21 protein-coding genes and 1 tRNA gene are annotated in these 20,906 nt (G+C 71.4%); 12 read left to right on the top strand and 10 right to left on the bottom strand.

The window, feature by feature from the left end; all coding sequences use genetic code 11:
* Positions 1 to 33: 33 nt before the first annotated feature.
* The 3 genes from secA2 to ACBR40_RS11655 form a co-directional block, all read right to left on the bottom strand.
* Positions 34 to 2,235 (bottom strand): accessory Sec system translocase SecA2, encoded by a 2,202-nt coding sequence (secA2, locus tag ACBR40_RS11665; protein ID WP_344206566.1) that lies wholly within the window; start codon positions 2,233 to 2,235, stop codon positions 34 to 36.
* A gap of 138 nt (positions 2,236 to 2,373) precedes the next feature.
* Entirely contained in the window at positions 2,374 to 3,252 is an 879-nt protein-coding gene (locus ACBR40_RS11660) for an EamA family transporter (RefSeq protein WP_344206567.1), read from the bottom strand.
* Positions 3,253 to 3,436: 184 nt separating this feature from the next.
* Complete coding sequence (locus ACBR40_RS11655) at positions 3,437 to 4,252, bottom strand: SAM-dependent methyltransferase (protein WP_371248671.1); 816 nt, start codon at positions 4,250 to 4,252, stop codon at positions 3,437 to 3,439.
* A 182-nt stretch (positions 4,253 to 4,434) separates the two neighbouring features.
* On the opposite strand from ACBR40_RS11655, the gene ACBR40_RS11650 reads away from it, so the two are divergent.
* The 3 genes from ACBR40_RS11650 (at position 4,435) to ACBR40_RS11640 (ending at position 6,315) form a co-directional block, all read left to right on the top strand.
* The gene (locus tag ACBR40_RS11650) at positions 4,435 to 4,791 is read left to right on the top strand and encodes a PRC-barrel domain containing protein (RefSeq protein ID WP_344206569.1); all 357 of its coding nucleotides are present in this window, start codon (positions 4,435 to 4,437) and stop codon (positions 4,789 to 4,791) included.
* A gap of 108 nt (positions 4,792 to 4,899) precedes the next feature.
* Positions 4,900 to 5,274 (top strand): VOC family protein, encoded by a 375-nt coding sequence (locus ACBR40_RS11645; protein WP_344206570.1) that lies wholly within the window; start codon positions 4,900 to 4,902, stop codon positions 5,272 to 5,274.
* A 132-nt stretch (positions 5,275 to 5,406) separates the two neighbouring features.
* Positions 5,407 to 6,315, top strand: coding sequence for a hypothetical protein (locus ACBR40_RS11640; protein WP_344206572.1), 909 nt, complete (start codon positions 5,407 to 5,409; stop codon positions 6,313 to 6,315).
* Here the strand turns inward: ACBR40_RS11640 and ACBR40_RS11635 are convergent.
* The gene (locus ACBR40_RS11635) at positions 6,290 to 7,444 is read right to left on the bottom strand and encodes an FAD-dependent oxidoreductase (protein ID WP_371248670.1); all 1,155 of its coding nucleotides are present in this window, start codon (positions 7,442 to 7,444) and stop codon (positions 6,290 to 6,292) included. The two genes, ACBR40_RS11640 and ACBR40_RS11635, sit on opposite strands and share 26 nt — an antisense overlap.
* 63 nt (positions 7,445 to 7,507) lie before the next feature.
* On the opposite strand from ACBR40_RS11635, the gene ACBR40_RS11630 reads away from it, so the two are divergent.
* The gene (locus ACBR40_RS11630) at positions 7,508 to 8,071 is read left to right on the top strand and encodes a TetR/AcrR family transcriptional regulator (protein ID WP_371248669.1); all 564 of its coding nucleotides are present in this window, start codon (positions 7,508 to 7,510) and stop codon (positions 8,069 to 8,071) included.
* A gap of 60 nt (positions 8,072 to 8,131) precedes the next feature.
* On the opposite strand, the gene ACBR40_RS11625 is transcribed toward ACBR40_RS11630, so the two are convergent.
* On the bottom strand, positions 8,132 to 8,479 hold the full coding sequence (locus ACBR40_RS11625) for a VOC family protein (protein ID WP_371248668.1): 348 nt from the start codon (positions 8,477 to 8,479) through the stop codon (positions 8,132 to 8,134).
* Between the two features lie 25 nt (positions 8,480 to 8,504).
* Positions 8,505 to 9,086, bottom strand: coding sequence for a GNAT family protein (locus tag ACBR40_RS11620; protein WP_344206576.1), 582 nt, complete (start codon positions 9,084 to 9,086; stop codon positions 8,505 to 8,507).
* Between the two features lie 106 nt (positions 9,087 to 9,192).
* Here ACBR40_RS11620 and ACBR40_RS11615 point away from each other — a divergent pair, with 106 nt between their 5' ends.
* From ACBR40_RS11615 to ACBR40_RS11605, 3 genes are read left to right on the top strand one after another with little or no spacing between them, the layout of a single operon-like run.
* Positions 9,193 to 10,395 carry an acyl-CoA dehydrogenase family protein gene (locus ACBR40_RS11615; protein ID WP_371248667.1) on the top strand — a complete coding sequence of 401 codons (1,203 nt, stop codon included), beginning with the start codon at positions 9,193 to 9,195 and terminating at the stop codon, positions 10,393 to 10,395.
* Positions 10,396 to 10,402: 7 nt separating this feature from the next.
* Entirely contained in the window at positions 10,403 to 11,566 is a 1,164-nt protein-coding gene (locus ACBR40_RS11610; RefSeq protein WP_344206578.1) for an acyl-CoA dehydrogenase family protein, read from the top strand.
* Complete coding sequence (locus ACBR40_RS11605; protein ID WP_371248666.1) at positions 11,563 to 12,624, top strand: acyl-CoA dehydrogenase family protein; 1,062 nt, start codon at positions 11,563 to 11,565, stop codon at positions 12,622 to 12,624. Before ACBR40_RS11610 ends, ACBR40_RS11605 begins: the two co-directional genes overlap by 4 nt.
* On the opposite strand, the gene ACBR40_RS11600 is transcribed toward ACBR40_RS11605, so the two are convergent.
* Positions 12,583 to 13,191, bottom strand: coding sequence for a TetR/AcrR family transcriptional regulator (locus tag ACBR40_RS11600; protein WP_371248665.1), 609 nt, complete (start codon positions 13,189 to 13,191; stop codon positions 12,583 to 12,585). The two genes, ACBR40_RS11605 and ACBR40_RS11600, sit on opposite strands and share 42 nt — an antisense overlap.
* A gap of 169 nt (positions 13,192 to 13,360) precedes the next feature.
* Between ACBR40_RS11600 and ACBR40_RS11595 the strand changes: the two genes are divergently transcribed.
* On the top strand, positions 13,361 to 14,134 hold the full coding sequence (locus ACBR40_RS11595; protein WP_371248664.1) for a nuclease-related domain-containing protein: 774 nt from the start codon (positions 13,361 to 13,363) through the stop codon (positions 14,132 to 14,134).
* Between the two features lie 122 nt (positions 14,135 to 14,256).
* Here ACBR40_RS11595 and ACBR40_RS11590 read toward each other — a convergent pair whose 3' ends face one another.
* Together ACBR40_RS11590 and ACBR40_RS11585 are read right to left on the bottom strand one after the other, a co-directional pair.
* Positions 14,257 to 15,630 carry a VWA domain-containing protein gene (locus tag ACBR40_RS11590; RefSeq protein WP_371248663.1) on the bottom strand — a complete coding sequence of 458 codons (1,374 nt, stop codon included), beginning with the start codon at positions 15,628 to 15,630 and terminating at the stop codon, positions 14,257 to 14,259.
* Positions 15,623 to 16,462, bottom strand: coding sequence for an AAA family ATPase (locus ACBR40_RS11585; RefSeq protein ID WP_371248662.1), 840 nt, complete (start codon positions 16,460 to 16,462; stop codon positions 15,623 to 15,625). Before ACBR40_RS11585 ends, ACBR40_RS11590 begins: the two co-directional genes overlap by 8 nt.
* A 100-nt stretch (positions 16,463 to 16,562) precedes the next feature.
* Between ACBR40_RS11585 and ACBR40_RS11580 the strand changes: the two genes are divergently transcribed.
* A tRNA-Lys gene (locus tag ACBR40_RS11580) sits at positions 16,563 to 16,636 on the top strand.
* Positions 16,637 to 16,821: 185 nt separating this feature from the next.
* On the opposite strand, the gene ACBR40_RS11575 is transcribed toward ACBR40_RS11580, so the two are convergent.
* Positions 16,822 to 17,001, bottom strand: a complete 180-nt coding sequence (locus ACBR40_RS11575; protein WP_371248661.1) for a hypothetical protein — start codon at positions 16,999 to 17,001, stop codon at positions 16,822 to 16,824.
* Positions 17,002 to 17,236: 235 nt separating this feature from the next.
* Between ACBR40_RS11575 and ACBR40_RS11570 the strand changes: the two genes are divergently transcribed.
* The 3 genes from ACBR40_RS11570 (at position 17,237) to rmuC (ending at position 20,810) form a co-directional block, all read left to right on the top strand.
* Positions 17,237 to 18,481: a helix-turn-helix transcriptional regulator gene (locus ACBR40_RS11570; RefSeq protein WP_371248660.1), complete on the top strand. Its 1,245-nt coding sequence runs from the start codon at positions 17,237 to 17,239 to the stop codon at positions 18,479 to 18,481.
* Positions 18,482 to 18,601: 120 nt separating this feature from the next.
* Entirely contained in the window at positions 18,602 to 19,156 is a 555-nt protein-coding gene (locus ACBR40_RS11565) for a hypothetical protein (protein ID WP_371248659.1), read from the top strand.
* Positions 19,157 to 19,190: 34 nt separating this feature from the next.
* Positions 19,191 to 20,810, top strand: coding sequence for a DNA recombination protein RmuC (gene rmuC / locus ACBR40_RS11560; RefSeq protein WP_371248658.1), 1,620 nt, complete (start codon positions 19,191 to 19,193; stop codon positions 20,808 to 20,810).
* Positions 20,811 to 20,906 lie beyond the last annotated feature (96 nt).

Raw genomic sequence — 20,906 nt, 5'->3', positions numbered from 1 at the left:
CATCCTTTTTCCTCGCCTTGAAAGACTCGGGGATTAGCCGTGGCGGGTGGCGTTCTTGACCCGGCGCAGAATGCGGTCCCATTCGGTGCCGAACGGATTGTCCTGCACGAGATAGGTCCAGGTCGCGGAGGGCCGCTTGAGATCCGGCTCCGGCGACTCGAACGCCTCAAGCGAGCGCCGCTCCACTTCGGCCAGCAGCGATTTGTACTCGGCCACGGCCTCGCGGTGGAACTCGTCGACCGGGCTCATCCGGCCCAGCGCCCGCAGGTGGATGCCCTCGCGGAGGTCCTGGAGGAAGGCCAGGTGCTCGGTCCAGCACGTATCGATCGCGTGCAGCACGATCTGCCTGGCGGTCTCGTCGCGGGTGTCCTCGGGCAGCTCGGCCCAGCGCTCGGGATCGGCCTGCTCCAGCGCCCTGGAGGCGGCGTCACCGTGCAGGACCTTGTCGCGCCACTCCAGGATCAGCTCGCGCTGCTGCTCAAGCAGGCGGGTGTAGCGCCAGGTGTTGCGGTGGATCTCCAGGTTGACGCCCTCGGCGACGCGCTGGGCGTGGCCCACGAGGTAGGCGCCGCGCCGGTGCCGTACGATCCCGTCGGGGTCGGCCGCGGGCGGCCGCTCGTCGGGGACGAACTGCGTGATCAGGTCGTCCGTCATGCTGACGAAGAACACCGAGGCGCCGGGGTCGCCCTGGCGGCCCGCCCGGCCGCGGAGCTGGTCGTCCAGGCGGCTGCTGGCGTGCCGGCCCGAGCCGATGACGTAGAGGCCGCCCAGCTCGGCCACGCCCTCGCCGAGACGGATGTCGGTGCCGCGGCCGGCCATCTGGGTCGAGACCGTGATCGCGCCGCGCTCGCCGGCCCGCGCGATGATCTCGGCCTCCTCGGCGTCGTTCTTGGCGTTGAGCACGACCGGCTCCATGCCGCGCCGCTGCAGCAGCTTGGCGAGGTTCTCCGACTCGGCCACGTCGAGCGTGCCGATGAGGATGGGCCGGCCGGTGGCGTGCGCCGTCTGGATCTCCTCCACCAGCGCCGCGTCCTTGTCGGGCACGGTCGGGTAGACGCGGTCCGGCTCGTCCTTCCGCACGCAGGGCCGGTTGGGCGGGATCACCGCGACCTTCAGCCCGTAGAACTCGCCGAGCTGCTCGCTCACCGCGACCGCGGTGCCGGTCATGCCGCAGATCTGCGGATAGCGGCGGATCAGGCCCTGCACGGTGATCGAGTCGAGGATCTCGCCCTTCTCGCTCGGCGGCAGCGCCTCCTTGGCCTCGACGGCCGCCTGGAGGCCGTTGGGCCAGCGCTGGAGCAGCGCCACCCGGCCGCGCGAGGGGTTGATGAGCTGGACCTTGCCGTCGCGCACGATGTAGTCGACGTCGCGGGTCAGCAGCGCGTGGGCGTGCAGGGCGAGGTTGAGCTCGATGAGCGTGCCGGGCTCGTTCTCGTCGTAGAGCTCGACACCGAGGAGGTTCTCCACGCTGTCGGCGCCCTTGGGCGTCAGGTAGACGTTGCGGGCCTGCTCGTCGATCTCGTAGTGGTAGCCGCGGACGAGCTGCCGGACCAGCGCCGCCATCTCCGGCACCGCATCGCCCGCGTCGCCCGCGCCGGCCATCACCAGCGGCACGCGGGCCTCGTCGACGAGCACCGAGTCGGCCTCGTCGATGACCGCGACCTCCGGGGCCGGCACGATGATCTCGGCGGCGTCGGTGCGCAGCCGGTCGCGCAGCACGTCGAAGCCGATCTCGCTAACCGGCCCGTACGTGACGTCCTTCGCGTACGCCGCCCGCCGCTCCTCCGGCGTGGAGTTCTGGTCGATCCAGCCCACGCTCACGCCCAGCGCCGTGTAGAACGGCTCCATCCACTCGGCGTCACGGCGGGCCAGGTAGTCGTTGACGGAGATCACGTGGACCCGCTTGCCCTGGAGGGCGTAGCCGGCGGCGGCCATCGCGCCCGACAGGGTCTTGCCCTCGCCGGTCGCCATCTCGGCCACCTTGCCGTCGAGCAGCGCGAGCGTCCCGAGGAGCTGCACGTCATATGGGCGCAGCCCCAGCGTGCGGTCGGCGGCCTCGCGCGCCACGGCGCAGAACTCGGCCAGGTCGTCCATCCCGGGCCGCGGCAGCTCGTCGAGCTTCCTGATCCGCTCGGCGCGCTCGCCGGCCGCCTTGACGACCTTCTGGTAGGGGGTCAGGGGCACGCCGCCCGGACGGTCCAGGAGGTTCCTGAATATTCCCTTGAGTGAGGCCACAGTTCCTCCAACGCACGCTTCGCCGACACCGTTCCCCCGATGGCGGGGTGGGAGCGCAGCGACGGCACGGCACGCGCCGCCGTACCGGACCTTAACCCATGTTGCGGCCCGGACCGCCACAAGCGCTCCCACCGTGGCTCAGCCCGCTTCCGGCCGGGCCGCGAGCACCGCCACGGCGGCCAGCAGCAACGCGCAGCCGCACCAGGCCGGCGGCGTCAGCCGCTCGCCGAACAGCAGCACGCCGAGGAGCGCCGCGCCCACCGTCTCGCCCAGGGAGATGACCGAGACGGTGGTCGCGCGCAGCGCGCTCAGCGCGCGGAAGAACAGCCCGTACGCCAGCGCCGTCGGCACCGCGCCCAGGTAGAGCAGCAGCGCCACCGACGTCACGCTGACCTCGGGCAGCACGTCGCCGGCCGTCGCGAACGGCGCCAGGCACGCCGCGGCCACGACGAACCCGCCGGTCGCCGTGGCCGCGGCGTCGTCCTGGTGACGCCGGGAGAACAGCCGGGACAGCAGGGTCACCCCGGCGTACCCGGCGGCCGAGGCCAGCGCCCAGCCGATCCCGGCCGCGGAGGCGTCCGCCTCCCGCGCGGTCCCGGCCGTGAGCAGGACCAGCCCGGCCAGCGCGGCGGCCAGCGCGCCGAGCGCGATCCCGCTGAGCCGCTCGCGCAGCAGGAAGCGGCTGCCGAGCGCGGCGAACACGGGCGTGGCGCCCATGGTGACGACCGTCGCCACGGCCACCCCGGTGTGGGCGATCGCCGCGAAGTACGCGGTCTGGTAGACGGCCATCCCCGCACCGATCGGCAGGACCCGCCAGCTCAGCGGGCGAGGAGAGGCCGGACGGGGAGCGAGGAGGAGCAGGAAGGCGGCGCCCAGGAGATAGCGCCACAGGGACACGCCGACGGGGCCGAGCCCGCCGGTCTCGAACAGCAGCGAACCGGCCGCGCCGCCGGTGCCCCAGGCGGTGGCGGCCACGGACACGTAGACGGCGCCCCGCCGGGCGGAGACATGGGTCATGACAGGAGCTCTCCGGAGGAGGTGGTGGGAAAAGGGCCCGTACGCGGGCAGCAACCACCCCCGGATCGCCAGGACCCGGATGTCGCGTGAGAGGCCGCCCGCTAGCGGGCGGGGGGCGGAGAGCAGATCAGACGTCGCGGCACGCGGATCAGCGTAGCGGGGGCCGGGGCCGCGCGCCGGACATTTACGGCTTGCAGGCGACGCCGCCGAGCAGCAGCTCTTCCCAGGGCGCGAGCGGCCCCGGCACGCGCTCGTCGGGCCGCCACTCGGGGAAGTGCACCACGCCGGGCTCCTCCAGCACGAGGCCGTCGAAGTAGGCGGCGATCGCCTCCCGCTCGCGGAACCAGCCGGTGCCCATCGTGGCCTGGAGCAGCACCTCCAGGGCCTTGGCCTTGGGACTCGGCGAGGCCATGAAGTTGGAGGCGGCCAGGTAGCTGCCGGACGGCAGCGCCGCCATGTAGCGGCGCATCAGCCCGTGCGGGTCCTCGTCGTCGGAGAACAGGTGCAGCAGCCCGATCGCCAGGATCGCGGTGGGCTGCGACAGGTCGATGAGCCGGGTCAGCGTGGGATGGCCGAGCACGGCGGCCACGTCGCGGGCGTCGGCGGTGACGGCGTCCGCGTACAGGTTGCCCTTCATGATCGCGCGGGCGTGCGGCTCGACCATGGGGTCGAGGTCGACGTAGACCACCCGGCAGAGCGGATGGGCGAACTGGGCGACCTCGTGGGTGTTCTCCACGGTGGGCAGCCCCGCGCCGAGGTCGATGATCTGGCGGATGCCCGCCTCGCGGACGAGGAAGTCCACGACGCGGCCGATGAAGGCGCGGTTGCACCAGACCAGGTCGACGACCTCCGGCACCGCGTCCTTCAGCCGGCGGGCGACCGAGCGGTCGACGGCGAAGTTCTCCATGCCGCCGAGCAGGGCGTCGTGCACCCTGGCCATGGACGAGCGCGAGGTGTCCACGCCGGGCGGTGCCCACTCCTGCGCGCCGTCGAGACTCACCTGGACCCCTTGTCATGGTCGGATGCGCGGATCGTATCCACACCCGTAGCTCCGCCGCTCTGCCTGGCCGAGGTTCGTCAGGAGAGTCAGGTCGGCTTGTCAATTCTTGGCACGACGTTTGGACCCCCGTTGCCGGGTAGTGGACGTGAGCCCGAGGAAGAAGACGACGAGGAAGAGAGAGGATGAGCTACCTCATGGAGCTCTGGGACTATCGTCCTGACGTCTACGACCGCGGCCAGAGCCTGGACCTCGTGGGTTACCACGTCCAGGCGACGGACGGCAAGATCGGGTCCGTCGATGAGGCGACGTACGAGGTCGGCGAGAGCTACATCATCGTCGACACCGGCCCCTGGATCTTCGGCAAGAAGGTCATGCTCCCGGCTCAGGTCATCACGAGCATCGACCCTCAGGAGCGCAACGTCCACGTGGCGCGCACCAAGGCCGAGATCAAGGACTCGCCCGAGTTCGACGAGGCCAGGTTCAAGGAGCCCGAGTACCGGTCCCGTCTTGGGGACTACTACGGCCGGTTCCCGCGGTGATCCCTGACCTGCCGTTCAGAGGGGCCGCGCCCGTGAGGGTGCGGCCCCTCGCCGTTTCCGTACGCATACCTGACGGAAGATGACAGGTACGCCTGGAAGGCTCGAACCATGACGACGAAGGCGAAGCTCCTCGCGGTCTCCCTCGACTGCCAGGAGCCCAAGACATTGGCCGAGTTCTACCACGCGATCACGGGCTGGGAGATCACGTACGCGGAGGACGAGTACGCCGCCGTGAGCGACGGCACGACCAGCATCTACTTCGGCCGGATCGCCGAGCGCGAGCCGGTGGCCTGGCCCAGCCCGAACAAGCAGTTCCACTTCGACTTCCGGGTGCCGGACGTGGAGCGGGCGGCCGAGGAGTACGTCGCGCTCGGCGCGACCAGGCCCGAGTTCCAGCCCGGCATCACCGAGGAGGGGACGCGCTGGATCGTGCTGCAGGACCCGGCCGGGCACGCGTTCTGCGTCTGCCCCGAGCCATCCTGAAGGAAAGAAGTTCCCCCAGGTGGCGGGCGATATCTAGCTGATGTTCCACCGAAAGTATGATTCGTCCGCTCCGCTGTCCTCCTAAGCTGGAGCAATGCTCGTGCAAGGATCTCTGCCCCCGCGTCGGCGCCCATGACCTGGGCCGGCCTGCTCATCGCCCTGGTGGGAGCGCTGGGCTACGCGCTCGGCGCCGCACTCCAGCAGTACGAGGCCGTGGCCGAGGGCGCCTCGCTCAAGCTGGTCCGACGGCCCCGCTGGTGGATCGGCGGCGTCATCGGCTTCGCCGGCGCCTGCCTGCACGCCGTGGCGCTCAGCCTCGCCCCGCTGGTCGTGGTGCAGCCGATCAGCGTGGCCACGCTGGTGTTCGCGGTGCCGCTGGCCGCGTTCATGTACGGGCGCAAGCCCTACCGGGCGGAGATCCTCGGCTCGCTCGCCGTGGCCGTGGGGCTGCTCTGGCTCATGCTGCTGGTGCCCGAGCACAACGTGACGCCGCATCTCGGCAACGGCGCGGCGCTCGGGTTCCTGGCCGTGATCGGCGTGATCGTGCTGGTCACGCAGGTGGCGGCGGGCCGCATGAGCGGCGCGGGGCGGGCGATCGTGCTGGCCATCGGGGCCGGCGTGGTCACCGCGAGCGTGTCGACGTTCGTCAGGGTCGTGGGCGGCGGCCTGGAGGGCGACTGGGGGCGGCTCGTCCACTGGTTCACCCTCGCCGTGCCCGTGCTGCTGGTCTGCGCCGTGGTGCTGCTCCAGCGCTCCTATGCGGTGGGCTACTTCGGCATCGCGTACGCGGGCGTGCAGGTCATCGACCCGATCACCTCGGTGCTGGCCGGGGCGCTGCTGCTCGGCGAGCCGCTGCCGACCGCCCCGGGCACGGCGGTCCCCGCGCTGCTGGCCGCCGCCCTGACCATCGGCGGCACGATCACCCTGGGCCGCCTGGCCCCCGACCACACCCGTCCGGTCGTCCCGGCGAACCCGGCCGCCCCGATCGAGGCCACCGCCGGCTCCGGGAGCGCGGTCACGGCCGCCTCGGACGCGAGCTGACCGTCTCCTCCGGGGGCCGCCAGCCCAGCACCTCGTCCATCGACCGGACGAGCAGGTCGGGCCGGGCCCTCGCCCCCAGGCTCAGGGCGGCGTCACGGGCCGCGACGAGCAGCGGGTTGCGCAGCTTCGTGGCCCGGCAGACGTCCCACGAGCGACGCATGATCCGCCGGGTGCGCGCCAGCCTGGCGGCGGTGTAACCGGCGAGGTCGCCGGCCGCGTGCGCCAGCACCACCGCGTCCTCGATCGCCTGGCAGGCCCCCTGGCCGAGGTTGGGGGTCATGGCGTGGGCCGCGTCGCCCACCAGCGCGATCCTGCCCCGGTGGTAGGCGGGCAGCGGCTCGGCCAGGTGGTACACGTCGTTCCGGATGATCATCTCGGGCTGCGCCGCTTGCAGCAGCGCGGGGATGGGCTCGTGCCAGCCGCCGAACCTGCGGATCAGCTCCTCCCGCTCGTCGGCGCAGGCCATGCCCTCGGGCAGCACGTCGGTGGCGTAGACGTAGACGAGATCGCCGGCGAGCGGGCTCACCCCGAACACCCGCCCCCTGCCCCAGCTCTCGCTGACCCCGACCTCCAGGCCGCCGCGCGGCACGAGACCGCGCCACGCCGTCACGCCCGCGTACACGGGTCCCGGATGCCCGGGGAACAGCGCCCGCCGGGTGCGGGAGCGGATCCCGTCCGCGCCCACGACCAGGTCGGCGGGCAACTCCTCGCCCGCCTCGGTGCGGACCACGCCGGTCTCCGGGTCCGCCTCCGTCACCCCGGTGCCGAGACGCAGGACGTCCGGGCCGAGCGCGCCGGTCAGGACCTCCATGAGCGCCGCCCGCGGCAGGACCACCACCGAGTCGTCGTAGCGGCCCGCCGCGGCCTCGGGCGTGGTGTGCGTGAGCCAGCGCCCGTCGGCTCGCCTGATCCCCACCTGGCCCTGGATGCGCGACAGCGCGCGGACGCGGTCGCCGAGGCCGAGCGTGTCGAGCGCCTTGAGCGCGTTGGCGGCGATCGCCAGCCCCGAGCCGACCGGCTCGATCGCGGGCGCCCGCTCCAGCACCGTCACCTCCCAGCCGCGCTGCCGCAGCGCGATGGCGCTGGTCAAACCGCCGATGCCGGCTCCGATGACGACGGCGTCCGCCATGTCAGGACCTCCTGCTCACTACGTCTGTAGTGTGAGCGTACTACGGGTGTAGTATCGGCTGCCATGAGACGTTCGGAGCTCGTCGCGGACACGGCCATCGCCCTGCTGGCCGAGCGCGGCATGCGCGGCCTCACCCATCGGGCGGTGGACGAGGCGGCGGGCCTGCCGCCCGGCTCCACGTCCAACCTCGCGAGGACGCGGGCGGCCCTGCTGGAGCTGACGCTGGCCCGGCTCACGGAGCTGGAGTCCGCGGTCTTCGCCCCGGAGGCGCTCGACCCCACGGTGGGCGTGGACGGGGCGGCCCGGGTGTTCGCGCGGGCGCTGCACGCGCAGCTCCTCGACCGCCGGCGTACGCTCGCCCGCTACGAGCTGGCCCTGGAGGCCACGCGCCGGCCCGAGCTGCGCGCGGTCTACGACCTCGCGGGCCGCCGCTTCCGCGAGGTCGCGGCGGCGCTGCTGGCCGCGATGGGCTCGGCGGAGCCGGCGCGGCACGCCGGCGAGCTCGTGGCCTTCGCCGAGGGACTGATGTTCTACGCCGTCGCGGGCGCCGGCGGCCCGTCCGCCGAGGACGACCTGCGCCGCGGCGTCGCCGACCTGCTCACCGGCATGCTCCGCCCGGTCAGGTGAGCGTGACCGGGCCGGTCCGGCCGGTCAGCTCGGCCACCAGGCGCGGCGCCGGCTCCTTCGTCAGGACGGCCGTGGCTCCGACGGCCGCCAGGGCCGGCCGGACCGCGCCGGGTCGGGGTGGGCGACGGTCAGCGACACCAGCTCCACCCGCGGCAGGTCGTCCTCGGTCGGGTGCCGGGCGGCGCCCCAGTTGATGAGGAACGGCCGCGGCCCGGCCGGCTCCTCCTGCTCGGGATCGGGCCCGATGACCTCCAGGTAGCTCCGGCCGCCGAGCCCGATGAGCCGGTTGCGGGTGCCGAGCCCCGGGTGCCGCCCGCCGACGGCGGCCCGCACGCCGAGCCGCCGCTCCAGCTCGGCCACGGTGGCGTCGAGGTCGGGGGTGGCGTACACGAGATGGTCCAGCTCCATGACCGGCATTCTCGCGCAGGGGGTCCTACGGGCGGCTCAGCAGGCGGGCGCGGTGCTCGGGCCACTCCTCGTCGAGGATGCCGAAGACGGCGGTGTCGCGCCAGGTGCCGTCCGGCCGCCGGCGGTGCCGGCGCAGCGTGCCCTCGTGCACGCCGCCGATCCGCCTGATGGCATTCTGGGAACGTACGTTGAGCACGTCGGTCTTCAGCATGACGCGGTTGAGCCCGAGCCCGAAGGCGTGCTCCACGAGCAGCAGCTTGCAGGCGGTGTTGACGGCGGTGCGCCAGACCGCGCGGCCGTACCAGGTCCAGCCGATCTCGACGCTGGCCTCGAACCCCGGCACGTCGCCGTAGGTCGTCCAGCCGACCGCCCGGCCGCTCTCCTTCGCGATCACGGCGAACGGGACGTGCTGGTCGTCGTGAATGAGGGACAGCGCCGTCTTGGCCAGCTCCTCCTCCGTACGCGGCGTGGTGACCGGCAGCCACCGCCACACCTCGTCGTCACCGCCGCCGGCGGCGAACAGGTCGGGGACGTGGGCGAGGGCGAGCGGTTCGAGCCGTACGACGTCGTTCTCGAGGACGACGGGCTGAGGGAGCGTGGCGGTCATGGGGCAACCCTAGGTGGCCCGGCTTGGCACGGATGATGGCCACATGACGGTTTTTATGAGGATCCACCTGTCGACACTCATACCGGCCGGTCGGTAGGCTCACGGCATGGACTTCGCCTATGACCAAGTCACCGAGGACCTGCGGGAACGCCTGCTGCGTTTCATGGACGAGTGCGTCTACCCCGCCGAGGCGGCCTTCGAGGAGCAGGCGGCCGACAGCGGCTGGAGCATTCCGCCCCTCCTGGACGACCTCAAGGACGAGGCCAGGAAGCGCGGCCTGTGGAACCTGTTCCTCCCCGGGGAGCACGGCGCCGGCCTGACGAACCTCCAGTACGCCCCGCTGGCCGAGATCCTCGGCCGGAGTCCCAGCATCGCCCCGGCGGCCACCAACTGCGCGGCCCCCGACACCGGCAACATGGAAGTGCTGGCGATGTTCGGCAGCGAGTGGCAGCGCAAGGAGTGGCTGCGGCCGCTGCTCGACGGCGAGATCCGCTCCGCCTTCGCGATGACGGAGCCGGACGTGGCCTCCTCCGACGCCACCAACATCGCCACCTCCATCGTCCGTGACGGCGACGAGTACGTCATCAACGGCCGCAAGTGGTACATCTCCGGCGCGATGAACCCCAACTGCAAGATCTTCATCGTCATGGGCAAGACCGACCCGGAGGCGCCGAAGCACCGCCAGCAGAGCATGGTCCTGGTGCCCCGCGACACCCCCGGCCTGCACGTCAAGCGCGGCATGCACGTCTTCGGCTACACCGACGCCGACCACGGCGGCCACGCCGAGGTCGTCTTCGAGGACGTCCGCGTCCCGGTGGCCAACCTCATCGGCGAGGAGGGCGGCGGTTTCGCCATCGCCCAGGCCCGCCTCGGCCCCGGACGCATCCACCACTGCATGCGCCTCATCGGCATGGCCGAGCGGGCGGTCGAGCTGATGTGCCGGCGGGCGCTGTCGCGCACCGCGTTCGGCAAGCCCGTCGCCCGGCAGGGCGTGGTCCAGGACTGGATCGCCGAGTCCCGCATCCGCATCGAGCAGCTCCGGCTGCTCGTGCTGAAGACGGCCTGGCTCATGGACACGGTGGGCAACCAGGGCGCCCACACCGAGATCCAGTCCATCAAGATCGCCACTCCGATCGCCGTGGAGTGGATCCTCGACAAGGCCGTGCAGGTGCACGGGGCAGGCGGCGTCTCCCAGGACTTCCCGCTGGCGGCGCTCTGGGCGCACGCGCGCACGCTGCGCCTCGCCGACGGCCCCGACGAGGTGCACAAGCGCTCACTCGCCTACCGCGAGCTCAAGAAGTGGATGTGAGGCAGAGGTGAACGAGGCGGAGATTAAGGAGCGGGTCGCGGAGTTCCTGGCCGGGCACGACCCGGCCGGGGACCGGCTGGAGTTCCTGCGGGCCAGGTTCGACGCCGGGCTCGCCTGGGTGTGGTTCCCCAAGGGGCTCGGCGGGCTCGGCGCGCCCCGCGAGCTGCAGCAGGTCGTCGAGCGGGAGCTGGCCGACACCCCGCAGATCAACGGCGGCAAGCAGGGCATCGGGCTCGGCATGGCCGCGCCCACGATCCTGGCGTTCGGCACCGAGGAGCAGAAGCGCCGCTTCCTGCGTCCCCTGTGGACCGGCGAGGAGATCTGGTGCCAGCTCTTCAGCGAGCCTGGCGCCGGGTCCGACCTGGCCACGCTCGCCACCCGCGCGGTACGCGACGGCGACGAATGGGTGGTGGACGGCCAGAAGGTGTGGACGTCCGGCGCCCACCACGCCCGCTGGGCCATCCTCGTCACCCGTACCGATCCGGACGTGCCCAAGCACCGCGGCCTCACGTACTTCGTGTGCGACATGCAGGCCCCCGGCGTCGAGGTGCGGCCGCTGCGGCAGATCACCGGCGAGGCCGAGTTCAACGAGGTCTTCCTCACCGGCGTACGGCTCTCCGACGACCTGCGGCTCGGCGAGATCGGCGACGGCTGGCGGGTCGCGCAGACCACGCTCATGAACGAGCGCGTGGCCATCGGCGGCGCGCCCACCCGGCGCGGCGGCGGCGTCATGGCGACGGTGCTCGACGCCTGGCGCGAGCGTCCCGAGCTGCGTACCCACGACCTGCACCAGCGGCTGCTGTCGCTGTGGGTGGAGGCCGAGGTCACCCGCCTGTCCGGCGCGCGGCTGCGCGAGCAGCTCGCCGCGGGGGAGCCGGGGCCCGAGGGGTCGGGGATGAAGCTGTCGTTCGCCAAGCTCAACCAGGCGCTGTCCGGCTTCGACGTCGAGTTCAACCGCGACCTCGGCTACGACGACTGGGCGTTCCGCCGATCCGAGGACGTCGACTTCTTCGGCCGCGGGCCCGGCTACCGCTACCTGCGGGCCAAGGGCAACTCGATCGAGGGCGGCACGTCCGAGATCCTGCGCAACATCATCTCCGAGCGGGTGCTCGGCCTGCCCTCCGAACCCCGCGTCGACAAGGACGTCCCCTGGAAGGACCTGCCGCGATGACCCTGCTGTACACGGAGATCGAGGAGGAGCTGCGCGCGAGCGTGCGGGCGCTGCTGGCCGACCGCTGCCCGCCGGCCGCCGTGCTCAAGCGGGTGGAGTCCGAGCCCGCCGACCTGGACCTGTGGAAGACGCTGGCCGGCGAGATCGGCGTGGCCGGGCTGCTGATCCCCGAGGAGCTGGGCGGCGCGGGAGCCGGTCCCGGCGAGGCGGGCGTGGTGCTGGAGGAGCTGGGCCGGGCCGTGGCGCCGGTGCCGTTCCTCACCAGCGCGGTGCTCGCCACCCGGGCGCTGCTGCCGACCAGGGACGCGCTGCTCGGCGAGCTGGCCGAGGGGCGGCGTACGGCGGCGCTCGCGGTGTCGTTCGCGGCCTCGCCGTACCGGCCGCAGCGCGGCTCGGAGGTGCGGGCGGAGGGCGGCCGGCTGTCCGGCACGGTGACCGGCGTCGCCGGCGCGGACGTGGCCGACGTGCTGCTGGTGCCGGTCGACGGCGAGCTGTACGCGGTCGAGGCGGCGGCGGCCCAGGTGACGGCGGTCCCGTCGCTGGACCTGACCAGGCCGGTCGCCACGGTGACCTTCGACCGGGCCGAGGCCCGGCACGTGGGGGCCTGCGACCTGGCCGCCGTGCTGCGGCTCGGCGCGGCGCTGCTGGCCAGCGAGCAGCTCGGCGTGGCGGAGTGGTGCCTGGAGACGACGCTCGGCTATGTCAAGGAGCGTCATCAGTTCGCCCGGCCCATCGGCTCGTTCCAGGCGATCAAGCACCGGCTGGCCGACCTGTGGCTGGACGTCGTACGGGCCCGGGCCGCGGCCCGCAACGCGGTGGCCGACCCCTCGGCCGTCTCGGTGGCCGTGGCGCAGGCGTGGAACGCCGGGGTCGCGGTGCGCGTGGCGGAGGACGCGCTGCAACTGCACGGCGGGATCGGGATGACGTGGGAGCACCCCGTACATCTCTATCTCAAGCGCGCGAAGTCCTCGGAGATCGCGCTCGGCACGCCGGGCGACCACCGGGCCGCCCTGGCCTCACTCGTCGACGTGCCCGGCCCCGAGGGAGGCGAGCAGTAGGTCGGCGAAGTGCCTGCCCACCTGGGCGCCGGTGAGCGGCCCGTCCGCGTGGAACCACGTGCCCAGGTGGTGCACCGAGCCGAAGAAGTAGTCGACGACCAGGTCGGCGGGGACCTTGCCGGAGAAGACGCCGGCGCGCTGCCCCTCGGCCACGAGGTCGCGGAAGCGCTCGTGGTAGCGGCGGCGTTCGGCGCGCACGGTCTTCTGGGTCTCCGGAGCGAGCAGGTGCATCGACCGGAAGAAGATCTTGGAGTCGTCGAGGTTGGCGGTCGTGGTCTCGACGACGTCGGCGGCGGCGCGGTGCAGGCGCTGCTCGACCGTGCCCGAGCCCTCCGCGATCGCGGTGAGCCGGTCCATCTGCATGCGCAGGACCCGGCCGTAGACCTCGCGCAGCAGGTCGTCCTTGGAGTCGAAATAGTGGTACATGGCGCCCTTGGTGACGCCCGCCGCCACGACGATCTCCTGCACGGAGGTGCCCTCGAACCCGCGCTCGGCGAACAGCCGGGTCGCCTCGGCGAGCAGTCGCTGCCGGACCGGTTCGTCTTTCCCATGCTGCCCCTTGGTCACCGGGACAGCATACCGACTGGTCGGTAGACGCAGGGGGAACCCCTGCTTGCCGGTGCCAATCGTCTCACCTTAGGCTTGCCTTGGTTGCGAGCCGGGTATCCCTTGACCGGCGAGGGATCTTCGGCGTGGCAGATCCTGCACATTTCCTACTCTTTTGGGGGAGTTTGCCGTGCCCGGTGGCTCGATCTACGTGCAGCCAAGCGACAAGTACACAGGAAACTCCGCGCAGTGGTGGTACGAAAAACTGTGGCGCGAGGACGCCAAGAACCGCCGCAGGTCCCGATACGTCAAGACGGGCGTGGGGTTCGTCGTCGGCGTCGCGGTGGCCCTGCGCTTCGACCTCTCCGGAGCCTCGGTCGCGGTGGGCCTGCTGGTCGCCGCCCTCGTGGCCGCGGTCGACTGGTTCCTCGACTGGCGCGCCTTCTACGCCACCGCCGTCTGGCGCGGGGCCAAGCACGGTGAGACCATCACCGCCCGCATCCTGCGCCGCTCCCTGGGCCGGCAGGGCTACACCGTGCTCGACGGGCGCGCCGTCAAGGGCGAGGCGTCCATCGACCACCTGATCATCGGCCCCGCCGGGGTGTGGATCGTGGACAACGAGTCCTGGAGCCCCGACACCGACATCAACGTCTACGGCGGCCGGCTGTTCTTCGGCGAGAAATACGGCTCCACGTACGCGAGCAAGCTCGTCAAGACCGCCGAGTCGTTCGGCGACCTGCTGACCCGCGAGACCGGCGTCCAGGTGACGATCTCGCCCATGCTCGCGGTCCACTGCGGCCTGCTGCCCAGGGGCGGCGTCTTCGTGGCCGAAGGGCTCACGGTGCTCAAGCCGCGCGTGGCCCCCAAGGTCATCAAGGCCGTCGAGGGGCGCGTCTTCACCGACGAGCAGATCGAGCTGCTCACCCGCACCGCGGCCAAGGAACTGCTCAAGGCCGCCGTCTGAAACTCGCCGTCTGAGACTCGCCGTCTGAGACCTGCCTCCCCGCGATCCCGGCCCGGCCCCGGCCGGGATCGCCGCTCGTGCCGCCGGTCCATGGCCCGGCGGCACGACGGCTTCGCGGACCCTCAGGCCAGGGTCTCGATGAACGCGGTGAGCTGGGCGACGTTGCGGCACTCGTGCATCGGGACGATCGTGGCGTAGTCGCTCGCCACCGAGTCGCCGGTGTCCCACTGCGGCCGGGGTTCCGGGTTCAGCCAGTAGGCGTGGCGGGCCTTGCCGGCCAGCGACTTCAGCAGGTCGAGCGCGGGCGGCTGGTAGTTGGAGCGGGCGTCGCCGAGGATCAGCAGCGAGGTCTTGGGGCCGATCGCGTCGCCGTAGCGCTCGGCGAAGGTCTCCAGGCTGTGGCCGTAGTTGGTGCGGCCGAAGCGGACCATGTCGGCCTCGTTCGCGAGCCGGGTCATCGCCTCGACGACGTCGGCGCCGGGCTGGAAGAACCGGGTGATCTCGTCCACGGTGTCCACGAAGCCGAACGCCCGCACCTTCGTGAACTGCTCACGCAGCGCGTACGTCAGCAGCAGCGTGAAGTGCGCGAACGACGAGACCGAGTCGCTGGTGTCGCAGAGGATGACCAGCTCCGGCTTGTGCGGCCGGGGCGGCTTGAAGTGCGTGGTCAGCGGGACGCCGCCGCTCTGCAGCGAGGCCCGCATGGTGCGGCGGAAGTCGAGCCGCCCGCGCCGGCCCTTCCTGTGCTTGATCGTCAGCCGCGCCGCCAGCCGCCGCGCCAGCGGGTGCACCTCCCGGCGCAGCCGGGACAGGTCGGCCTTGGTGATGCGCAGGAAGTCGATCTGGTCGAGCGGCGGGCGTACGGCGGAGCGGGCGATGCGCTCCACGCCGGAGTCCTCGGCGATGCGGCGCCGGACGTCGGTCGCCACCTCCTCCTCGAAGCGCCGGATCCCGGAGTTGACCCGCTGCCGCACGGTCTTCTCCGCCAGCCCGCCGCGTTCCTGCCCGGCCAGGACCTCGCGCAGGATGCGGGCCATCAGCGTCTCGGGGGACAGTGCCCGCAGGACGCTGTAGGAGAACCAGTTCTGCCGGCCGGGCCCGGACGCCTGCTGCCGCCCGAACCGGCTCACCATCGCCTGCGCGAACGCCCGCATCTCGGCCTCGCCGCCGTCGGTCAGCAGCTGCGCGAGGTAGGCCCGCAGCTCCTCGACGGTCGCCGTCTCCGGGTCCAGCGGCTCCTCGCGCGGGGCGCGCATGCCCGTCGTCGTGGCCGGGAACCAGAGGTCGAACAGCACGTCGAACCCCGGCCGGTAGGCGGGCTTCTTGACCAGCGTCGCCGCGTACGCGGCCCGCAGCGACTCCCGGTCGGCCAGCTCGACCACACGCAGCGCGTTGGCGGCGTCCAGCCCCTCGGCGACCGACACGGGCACCCCGGCCTCGCGGAGCGCCCGTACGAACCCGACGTGCCGGTCGACCAGCGAGCCGGTCTCAGGCATCGGGAAGCCCCAGCTCCTTGACCGCCCGCGTGTGGTCGGCGGCGTGCTTGAGCACCACGCCCAGGGTGCCCGCCACGGTGGCCTCGTCCAGCTCGTCCCTGCCGAGGGCGAGCAGGGTGTTGGCCCAGTCGACGGTCTCGGCCACCGACGGCGCCTTCTTCAGCTCCAGCGCCCGCAGCGTCGCGACGGTCCGCGCGAGCTGCTCGGCGAGGTCGCCCCGGATGCCCGGCACCTGGCTGAGCACGATGTCGCGCTCGCGCTCCGGCGTCGGGTACTCGATGTGCAGGTAGAGGCAGCGCCGCTTGAGCGCCTCCGACAGCTCGCGGGTGGCGTTGGAGGTCAGCACGACGTACGGCCGGCTCCGGGCCACGACGGTGCCGAGCTCGGGGATCGTCACCTGGAAGTCCGACAGCAGCTCCAGCAGCAGGCCCTCCACCTCGACGTCGGCCTTGTCGGTCTCGTCGATGAGCAGCACGGTGGGCCGCTCGGACCTGATGGCCTTGAGCAGCGGGCGCTCCAGCAGGAACTCCTCGGTGAAGATGTCGTCGTCGGCGCTGGTCGCCTGGATGCGGAGGAGCTGCTTCTTGTAGTTCCACTCGTAGAGGGCGCGGGCCTCGTCCAGGCCCTCGTAGCACTGCAGCCGGATCAGCTCGGACCCGGTCGCCGCGGCGACCGCCTTGGCGAGCTGCGTCTTGCCGACCCCGGCCGGGCCTTCCACCAGCAGCGGCTTGCCCAGCGCCGCGGCCAGGAACACCGAGGTGGAGATGGCGTCGTCGGAGAGATAGTCCACGGCGGCGAGCCGTTCCGTCACGTCGGCGGGCGAGTCGAACATCTATGCTCCTGTCTGCGGGCCGAACTTTATTCTAGCAACAGAGCGTCGCAGATGACCGATTCGACCAGGATGAGGATGACCGGTATATTCCTTCTCGCAGGCGCCGCTAGCTCAGTTGGTCAGAGCAGCTGACTCTTAATCAGCGGGTCCGGGGTTCGAGTCCCTGGCGGCGCACCGCACCAAAACCCAGCTCAGTACGCTGAGCTGGGTTTTTTGTGCCGGGGTGGGCACGGCGTAGGCGACGACCCGGCCGGGCGCGAGTCCCTGCCCGATCCGCCGCAGCGCCGTACGCTCCGGGCGTGGGGCGGCCGGATGGGGCGAAATCCCCGGCCAGTCCTCATCCGTGCCGGCGGACGCGGTCAACGGGCCGTCCGCGCCGCAGGGCGCTTCTGCTCGGCGATGCTTTCCTGCTCCGCGATGGCCTGGCACAACTTCACCAGGTCGTCGGCATCGACCGTACGGTGCGCGCCCGCGTCCTCGACCGCCCGGGGGAACGCCCGCTCGCGCGTCGCCCACCACCGTCCGGCATCACTGCGCATGATCCGCCATCCCGCGAACACCGGACGAGGGGCGGCAACAGTCCTATCGTGGGTCATGGGTCAGGACCACCATCCTGATCAAGGGGTCCGTACGGCGGTGCCAGCGTCTACGGACCCCGGTTTCGATCTCGTCACCTCCGATTACAGCGGTAAGTAATCCTTCGATCACAGATGTGTTTGGGGGACACTAAGGGTCGTCAGCACGTCCCCCTGGTCTGACAGCGAGGTGTCAGCGGTGGTCACAGAACTCCCCGCCTGGGCCGTACGGCTGCGCGCCGAGCGCCGCAACCGGTTCTGGAGTCAGAAAGAGATGGCCCGACGCCTGGCCGAGGCCGCCGACGACGACGTGCGAGCCCGACTCCCCTCGCGCGAGAGCATCGTCCGCCGCATCAAGGCGTACGAGGCCGGACACAACCAGCCCGACGACCCCTACCGCCTCCTGTACGCCCGCGCCCTCGGCCTCGCCGAGGACGAACTGTTCGAGTACAACCCTCGCAGCGTCGGGTTCGCCGGTGACGACGAGTGGGACGCTCTGGACCTGGCACGTCGCGTCGCCGCCACCGAGGTCGGACGGGAAACCCTCGAACGTCTGGAACTGGCGGTCGATGACCTAGCGGTGGCCTACCCGAGGATGCCGCCTCGCGAGTTGCTGGTGCGGGTGCGCCGTCACCTCTCCTACGTCTCCCAACTCCTGGACGCCAAGAAGACGCTCAGCGAGCATCGGCGGCTCCTGGTGGCCGGCGGCTGGCTCTCTCTCCTCGCCGCGACCTGCCTCATCGACCTGCGCCGGTTTCCGGCCGCCGCCGCACGGCTCCGAACGGCCGCCCAGCTCGCAAAGGAGTCAGAGCATCGGGAGATTGCTGCCTGGTGTCTGGAGACGCAGGCGTGGCAGGTCCTCACCGACGGCGACTTCGGGCAAGCCCTGGCCCTCGCCCAGGCGGCGCAACGAGTCGCGCCCGGCGGCAGCTCGGCGTACATCCAGGCGACCGCCCAGGAGGGCCGGGCCTGGGCACGCCTCGGCCGGGCCCGGGAGACCCACGAGACGCTCAACCGGCTGATGCGGCTCGTCGAACCTCTGCACGTCCCCGACCGGGCCGAACATCACTACCGGTACGACCCCGCCAAGTCCGACGCCTACCTCGCGACCACCTTGTGCTGGCTCGGTGATCCATCGGCCGAGCCGTACTCCCGGGGAGTGCTCGCCCGGCTGGAGTCGGCGACCGACGGCCCGCCACGGCCGCGCAGGGCCGTGGCCGCGCGGCTCGACCTGGCTCTGGCGCTCCTGGCCGCCGACCAGCCCGACGAGGCGGGACATCTGACTCTCGCCGCGATGACCAGCGGACTCCTCGTACCCTCCCACCACTGGCGGGCAGCCGAGGTGGTCAGTGGCCTGGAAGCAAGGCGTGCCCCCGAGGCCGCCGAACTGCGCGAGGCGTACCGCGAGCTCTGCGGAGGCTCGGTAGTGCAAAACCGCTCGTGAATAAACAAATGTCGATAAGGGGGGTTATCGGAATTAATTTAGCGCTCATCAAGGAGCCTGAACCACAGTTCTCTCGTCAACCCCTTCGGGCTCAGAAGTCCGACCGCGAGAGGACTCGACATGACCAACCAGAACCTCGGCACGGGTCCCCACCCGCAGCCGCCGTACCAGCAGTCCTTCGCCCAGCCGGGCTGGCAGCCTGCTGCTCCCGTGGTGCCCCAGGCCCGGCGGGGCCGGCGTTTCCTGGCCCACGGTCTGACCGCGATCGTCTCGTTGACCATCGGCGTGGCGATCGGCGCGGGTGGCGACACCGGGACGTCCGCCTCCCCACGCCCCGTCGTCACGGTGACCGAGACCGCGCAGGCCGAGTCGGTGCCTGCCGCAACAGAGACGGTCACCGCTGAGCCCGTGGTGGACCCGGAGGAAGAAGACGGCCCGCAGACCACCTTCTCCGGTGACGGTCAGTATCTCGTCGGCGAGGACATCAAGCCCGGCACCTACAAGACGGCCGGGGCGGACGGCTCCAACTGCTACTGGGCCCGCCTGAAGAACGCCTCCGGCGAGCTCACCGCCATCATCGCCAACGGCAACGTCCAGGGACAGACCAGAGTCGCCGTCAAGAAGGGCGAGTTCTTCGAGACCAACGGGTGCCAGGACTGGAAGCGGGTGGCCTGAGATGACTCCCTTCTCCCTTGTCGTACTGGCGATCGTGCTTGTGCTGGTCAGCGCCACGATCGCGTATCTGATCGCCCGTGGCCGCGCGGCGGACGAGCGCGTCGCGTTGAAGCTCGCCGAGGAACAGCGAGCCCAGGCCGCCGAGCAGGCGGCCGCGCTGCGCGCCGAACGGGACAGGGCCCAGCGGCAACTGGCCGATTTGAGCCAGGCACACGCCACCGCCCTGACCGAGCGCAGGACACTGGACGAGCGACTCGGCCGGCTCGGCGCCGAGGTGGAGGCGACTCGGAGCAGCCTCCAACGGAAGGCGGCCGACGCGGAGCGGCTGCGAGCGGAACTCCAGGCGGAGCAGGCGCGAGGAGCGGAAGCGGGTCGTCTTCTCCGCGGCACCGAACTCTCGATCACCGAGTTGAGGGCGAGGGAGTCGGTCCTGCGCTCGGAGATCCAGGACCTGAAGACGCAGCTTGCCGAGTTGGTCATGCAGAAACAGGCGCTGCTGGAGCAGGCCGCGACGGTGCAGGCTGTCCGCCAGGAGCTCGATCAGACCCGCTCGGACAACAACCGGCTCCTGGAGGAGACGCTGCGCGCGGCGACCAACCAGATGCTGAAGCAGTCGCAGGCCGAGCTGGTGACCAAGGCCGAGGCGACCCTGAGCGCGGCCAGCAAGCCGGTCCGTGATCAGTTGGCGGAGATGGACCGGCAGCTCAAGGAGTTCTCCACCACCCGCGTGGCGGCCGAGGCAACACTGAGCCAGCAGCTGATCACCCTGACCGAGGAAGGCCAGCGGACCCGGAAGGAGACCCGTGCGCTCGTCGAGGCGCTCAAGAAGCCGCAGGTGCGCGGGTCCTGGGGCGAGATGCATCTCAAGAGGGCCGTGGAGCAGGCGGGCCTGGTCGAGCGGTGCGACTTCGACACCCAGGTCCACTTCGCCGACAGCGAGGGTTCACTCCGGCCCGACATGCTGATCCGTCTGTCGGGTGGCAAGCACGTCGTCGTGGACTCCAAGGTTCCGATGGCCGCGTTCATGTCAGCGGTAGAGGCCGACGATGAGACCGAGACGGACAGGCACTGGGCCGACCATGCCCGGCAGCTGCGCCAGCACGTGGATGCGCTCGGGGGCAAGGAGTACTTCCGGAAGGTCGCCGCATCACCGGAGTTCGTCGTGCTCTTCGTGCCCAGTGACGCCTTCCTCCAGCCGGCGCTGGAGAAGGAGCCGGCCCTGCTCGAGTACGCGATCGCCAAGAACGTCCTGATCGCGACACCGACCTCGCTCATCGCCCTGCTCCGCACCGTGGCGTTCGCGTGGACCCAGGCGGCGCTGCAGGACAACCTCAAGCAGGTGTACGAACTCGGCCGGGAACTGTACGAGCGGCTTTCGGTCATGGGCGGGCATCTCAACACCCTGGGTAGGTCCCTCGACCGGTCGGTCAAGGCGTACAACGACACGGTCGGGTCGATGGAGGGGCGGGTCATGGTGACCGCGCGCAAGTTTCACACGCTCAAGGTCGTGGAGAGCCAACTGGTCGAGCTCAAGGCGGCCGAGCAGAGCACGCGACCGCTCGGCAGCCCCGAGCTCGTGGAGTCGGCCGGCGCCACGACGGGTGTCCGGGCGATCCCGCCGGCACCTGGCACGGAGAACGGGCTCGCCGGTTGAACATCGCGGGGGTCCTTCCCTTCGACGGGTGCCGGATGCGAATTGACAAAGCAGAGCACGTATATCGACTAGCTCTGTGAAAGTTCCGCCTGGATT

Source organism: Nonomuraea sp. AD125B (assembly GCF_041402765.1).
Classification (GTDB): Bacteria; Actinomycetota; Actinomycetes; order Streptosporangiales; family Streptosporangiaceae; genus Nonomuraea; species Nonomuraea bangladeshensis.
This window is presented reverse-complemented; position numbering and strand designations above follow the sequence as displayed.

What these genes read in the sequence shown, in the direction of transcription:
- ACBR40_RS11660 (WP_344206567.1), bottom strand. Translation starts at nt 3,252, where the DNA reads ATGACCCATGTCTCCGCCCGGCGGGGCGCCGTCTACGTGTCCGTGGCC.
- ACBR40_RS11650 (WP_344206569.1), top strand. Translation starts at nt 4,435, where the DNA reads ATGAGCTACCTCATGGAGCTCTGGGACTATCGTCCTGACGTCTACGAC.
- ACBR40_RS11645 (WP_344206570.1), top strand. Translation starts at nt 4,900, where the DNA reads ATGACGACGAAGGCGAAGCTCCTCGCGGTCTCCCTCGACTGCCAGGAG.
- ACBR40_RS11640 (WP_344206572.1), top strand. Translation starts at nt 5,407, where the DNA reads ATGACCTGGGCCGGCCTGCTCATCGCCCTGGTGGGAGCGCTGGGCTAC.
- ACBR40_RS11635 (WP_371248670.1), bottom strand. Translation starts at nt 7,444, where the DNA reads ATGGCGGACGCCGTCGTCATCGGAGCCGGCATCGGCGGTTTGACCAGC.
- ACBR40_RS11630 (WP_371248669.1), top strand. Translation starts at nt 7,508, where the DNA reads ATGAGACGTTCGGAGCTCGTCGCGGACACGGCCATCGCCCTGCTGGCC.
- ACBR40_RS11625 (WP_371248668.1), bottom strand. Translation starts at nt 8,479, where the DNA reads ATGGAGCTGGACCATCTCGTGTACGCCACCCCCGACCTCGACGCCACC.
- ACBR40_RS11620 (WP_344206576.1), bottom strand. Translation starts at nt 9,086, where the DNA reads ATGACCGCCACGCTCCCTCAGCCCGTCGTCCTCGAGAACGACGTCGTA.
- ACBR40_RS11615 (WP_371248667.1), top strand. Translation starts at nt 9,193, where the DNA reads ATGGACTTCGCCTATGACCAAGTCACCGAGGACCTGCGGGAACGCCTG.
- ACBR40_RS11605 (WP_371248666.1), top strand. Translation starts at nt 11,563, where the DNA reads ATGACCCTGCTGTACACGGAGATCGAGGAGGAGCTGCGCGCGAGCGTG.
- ACBR40_RS11590 (WP_371248663.1), bottom strand. Translation starts at nt 15,630, where the DNA reads ATGCCTGAGACCGGCTCGCTGGTCGACCGGCACGTCGGGTTCGTACGG.
- ACBR40_RS11585 (WP_371248662.1), bottom strand. Translation starts at nt 16,462, where the DNA reads ATGTTCGACTCGCCCGCCGACGTGACGGAACGGCTCGCCGCCGTGGAC.
- ACBR40_RS11575 (WP_371248661.1), bottom strand. Translation starts at nt 17,001, where the DNA reads ATGCGCAGTGATGCCGGACGGTGGTGGGCGACGCGCGAGCGGGCGTTC.
- ACBR40_RS11565 (WP_371248659.1), top strand. Translation starts at nt 18,602, where the DNA reads ATGACCAACCAGAACCTCGGCACGGGTCCCCACCCGCAGCCGCCGTAC.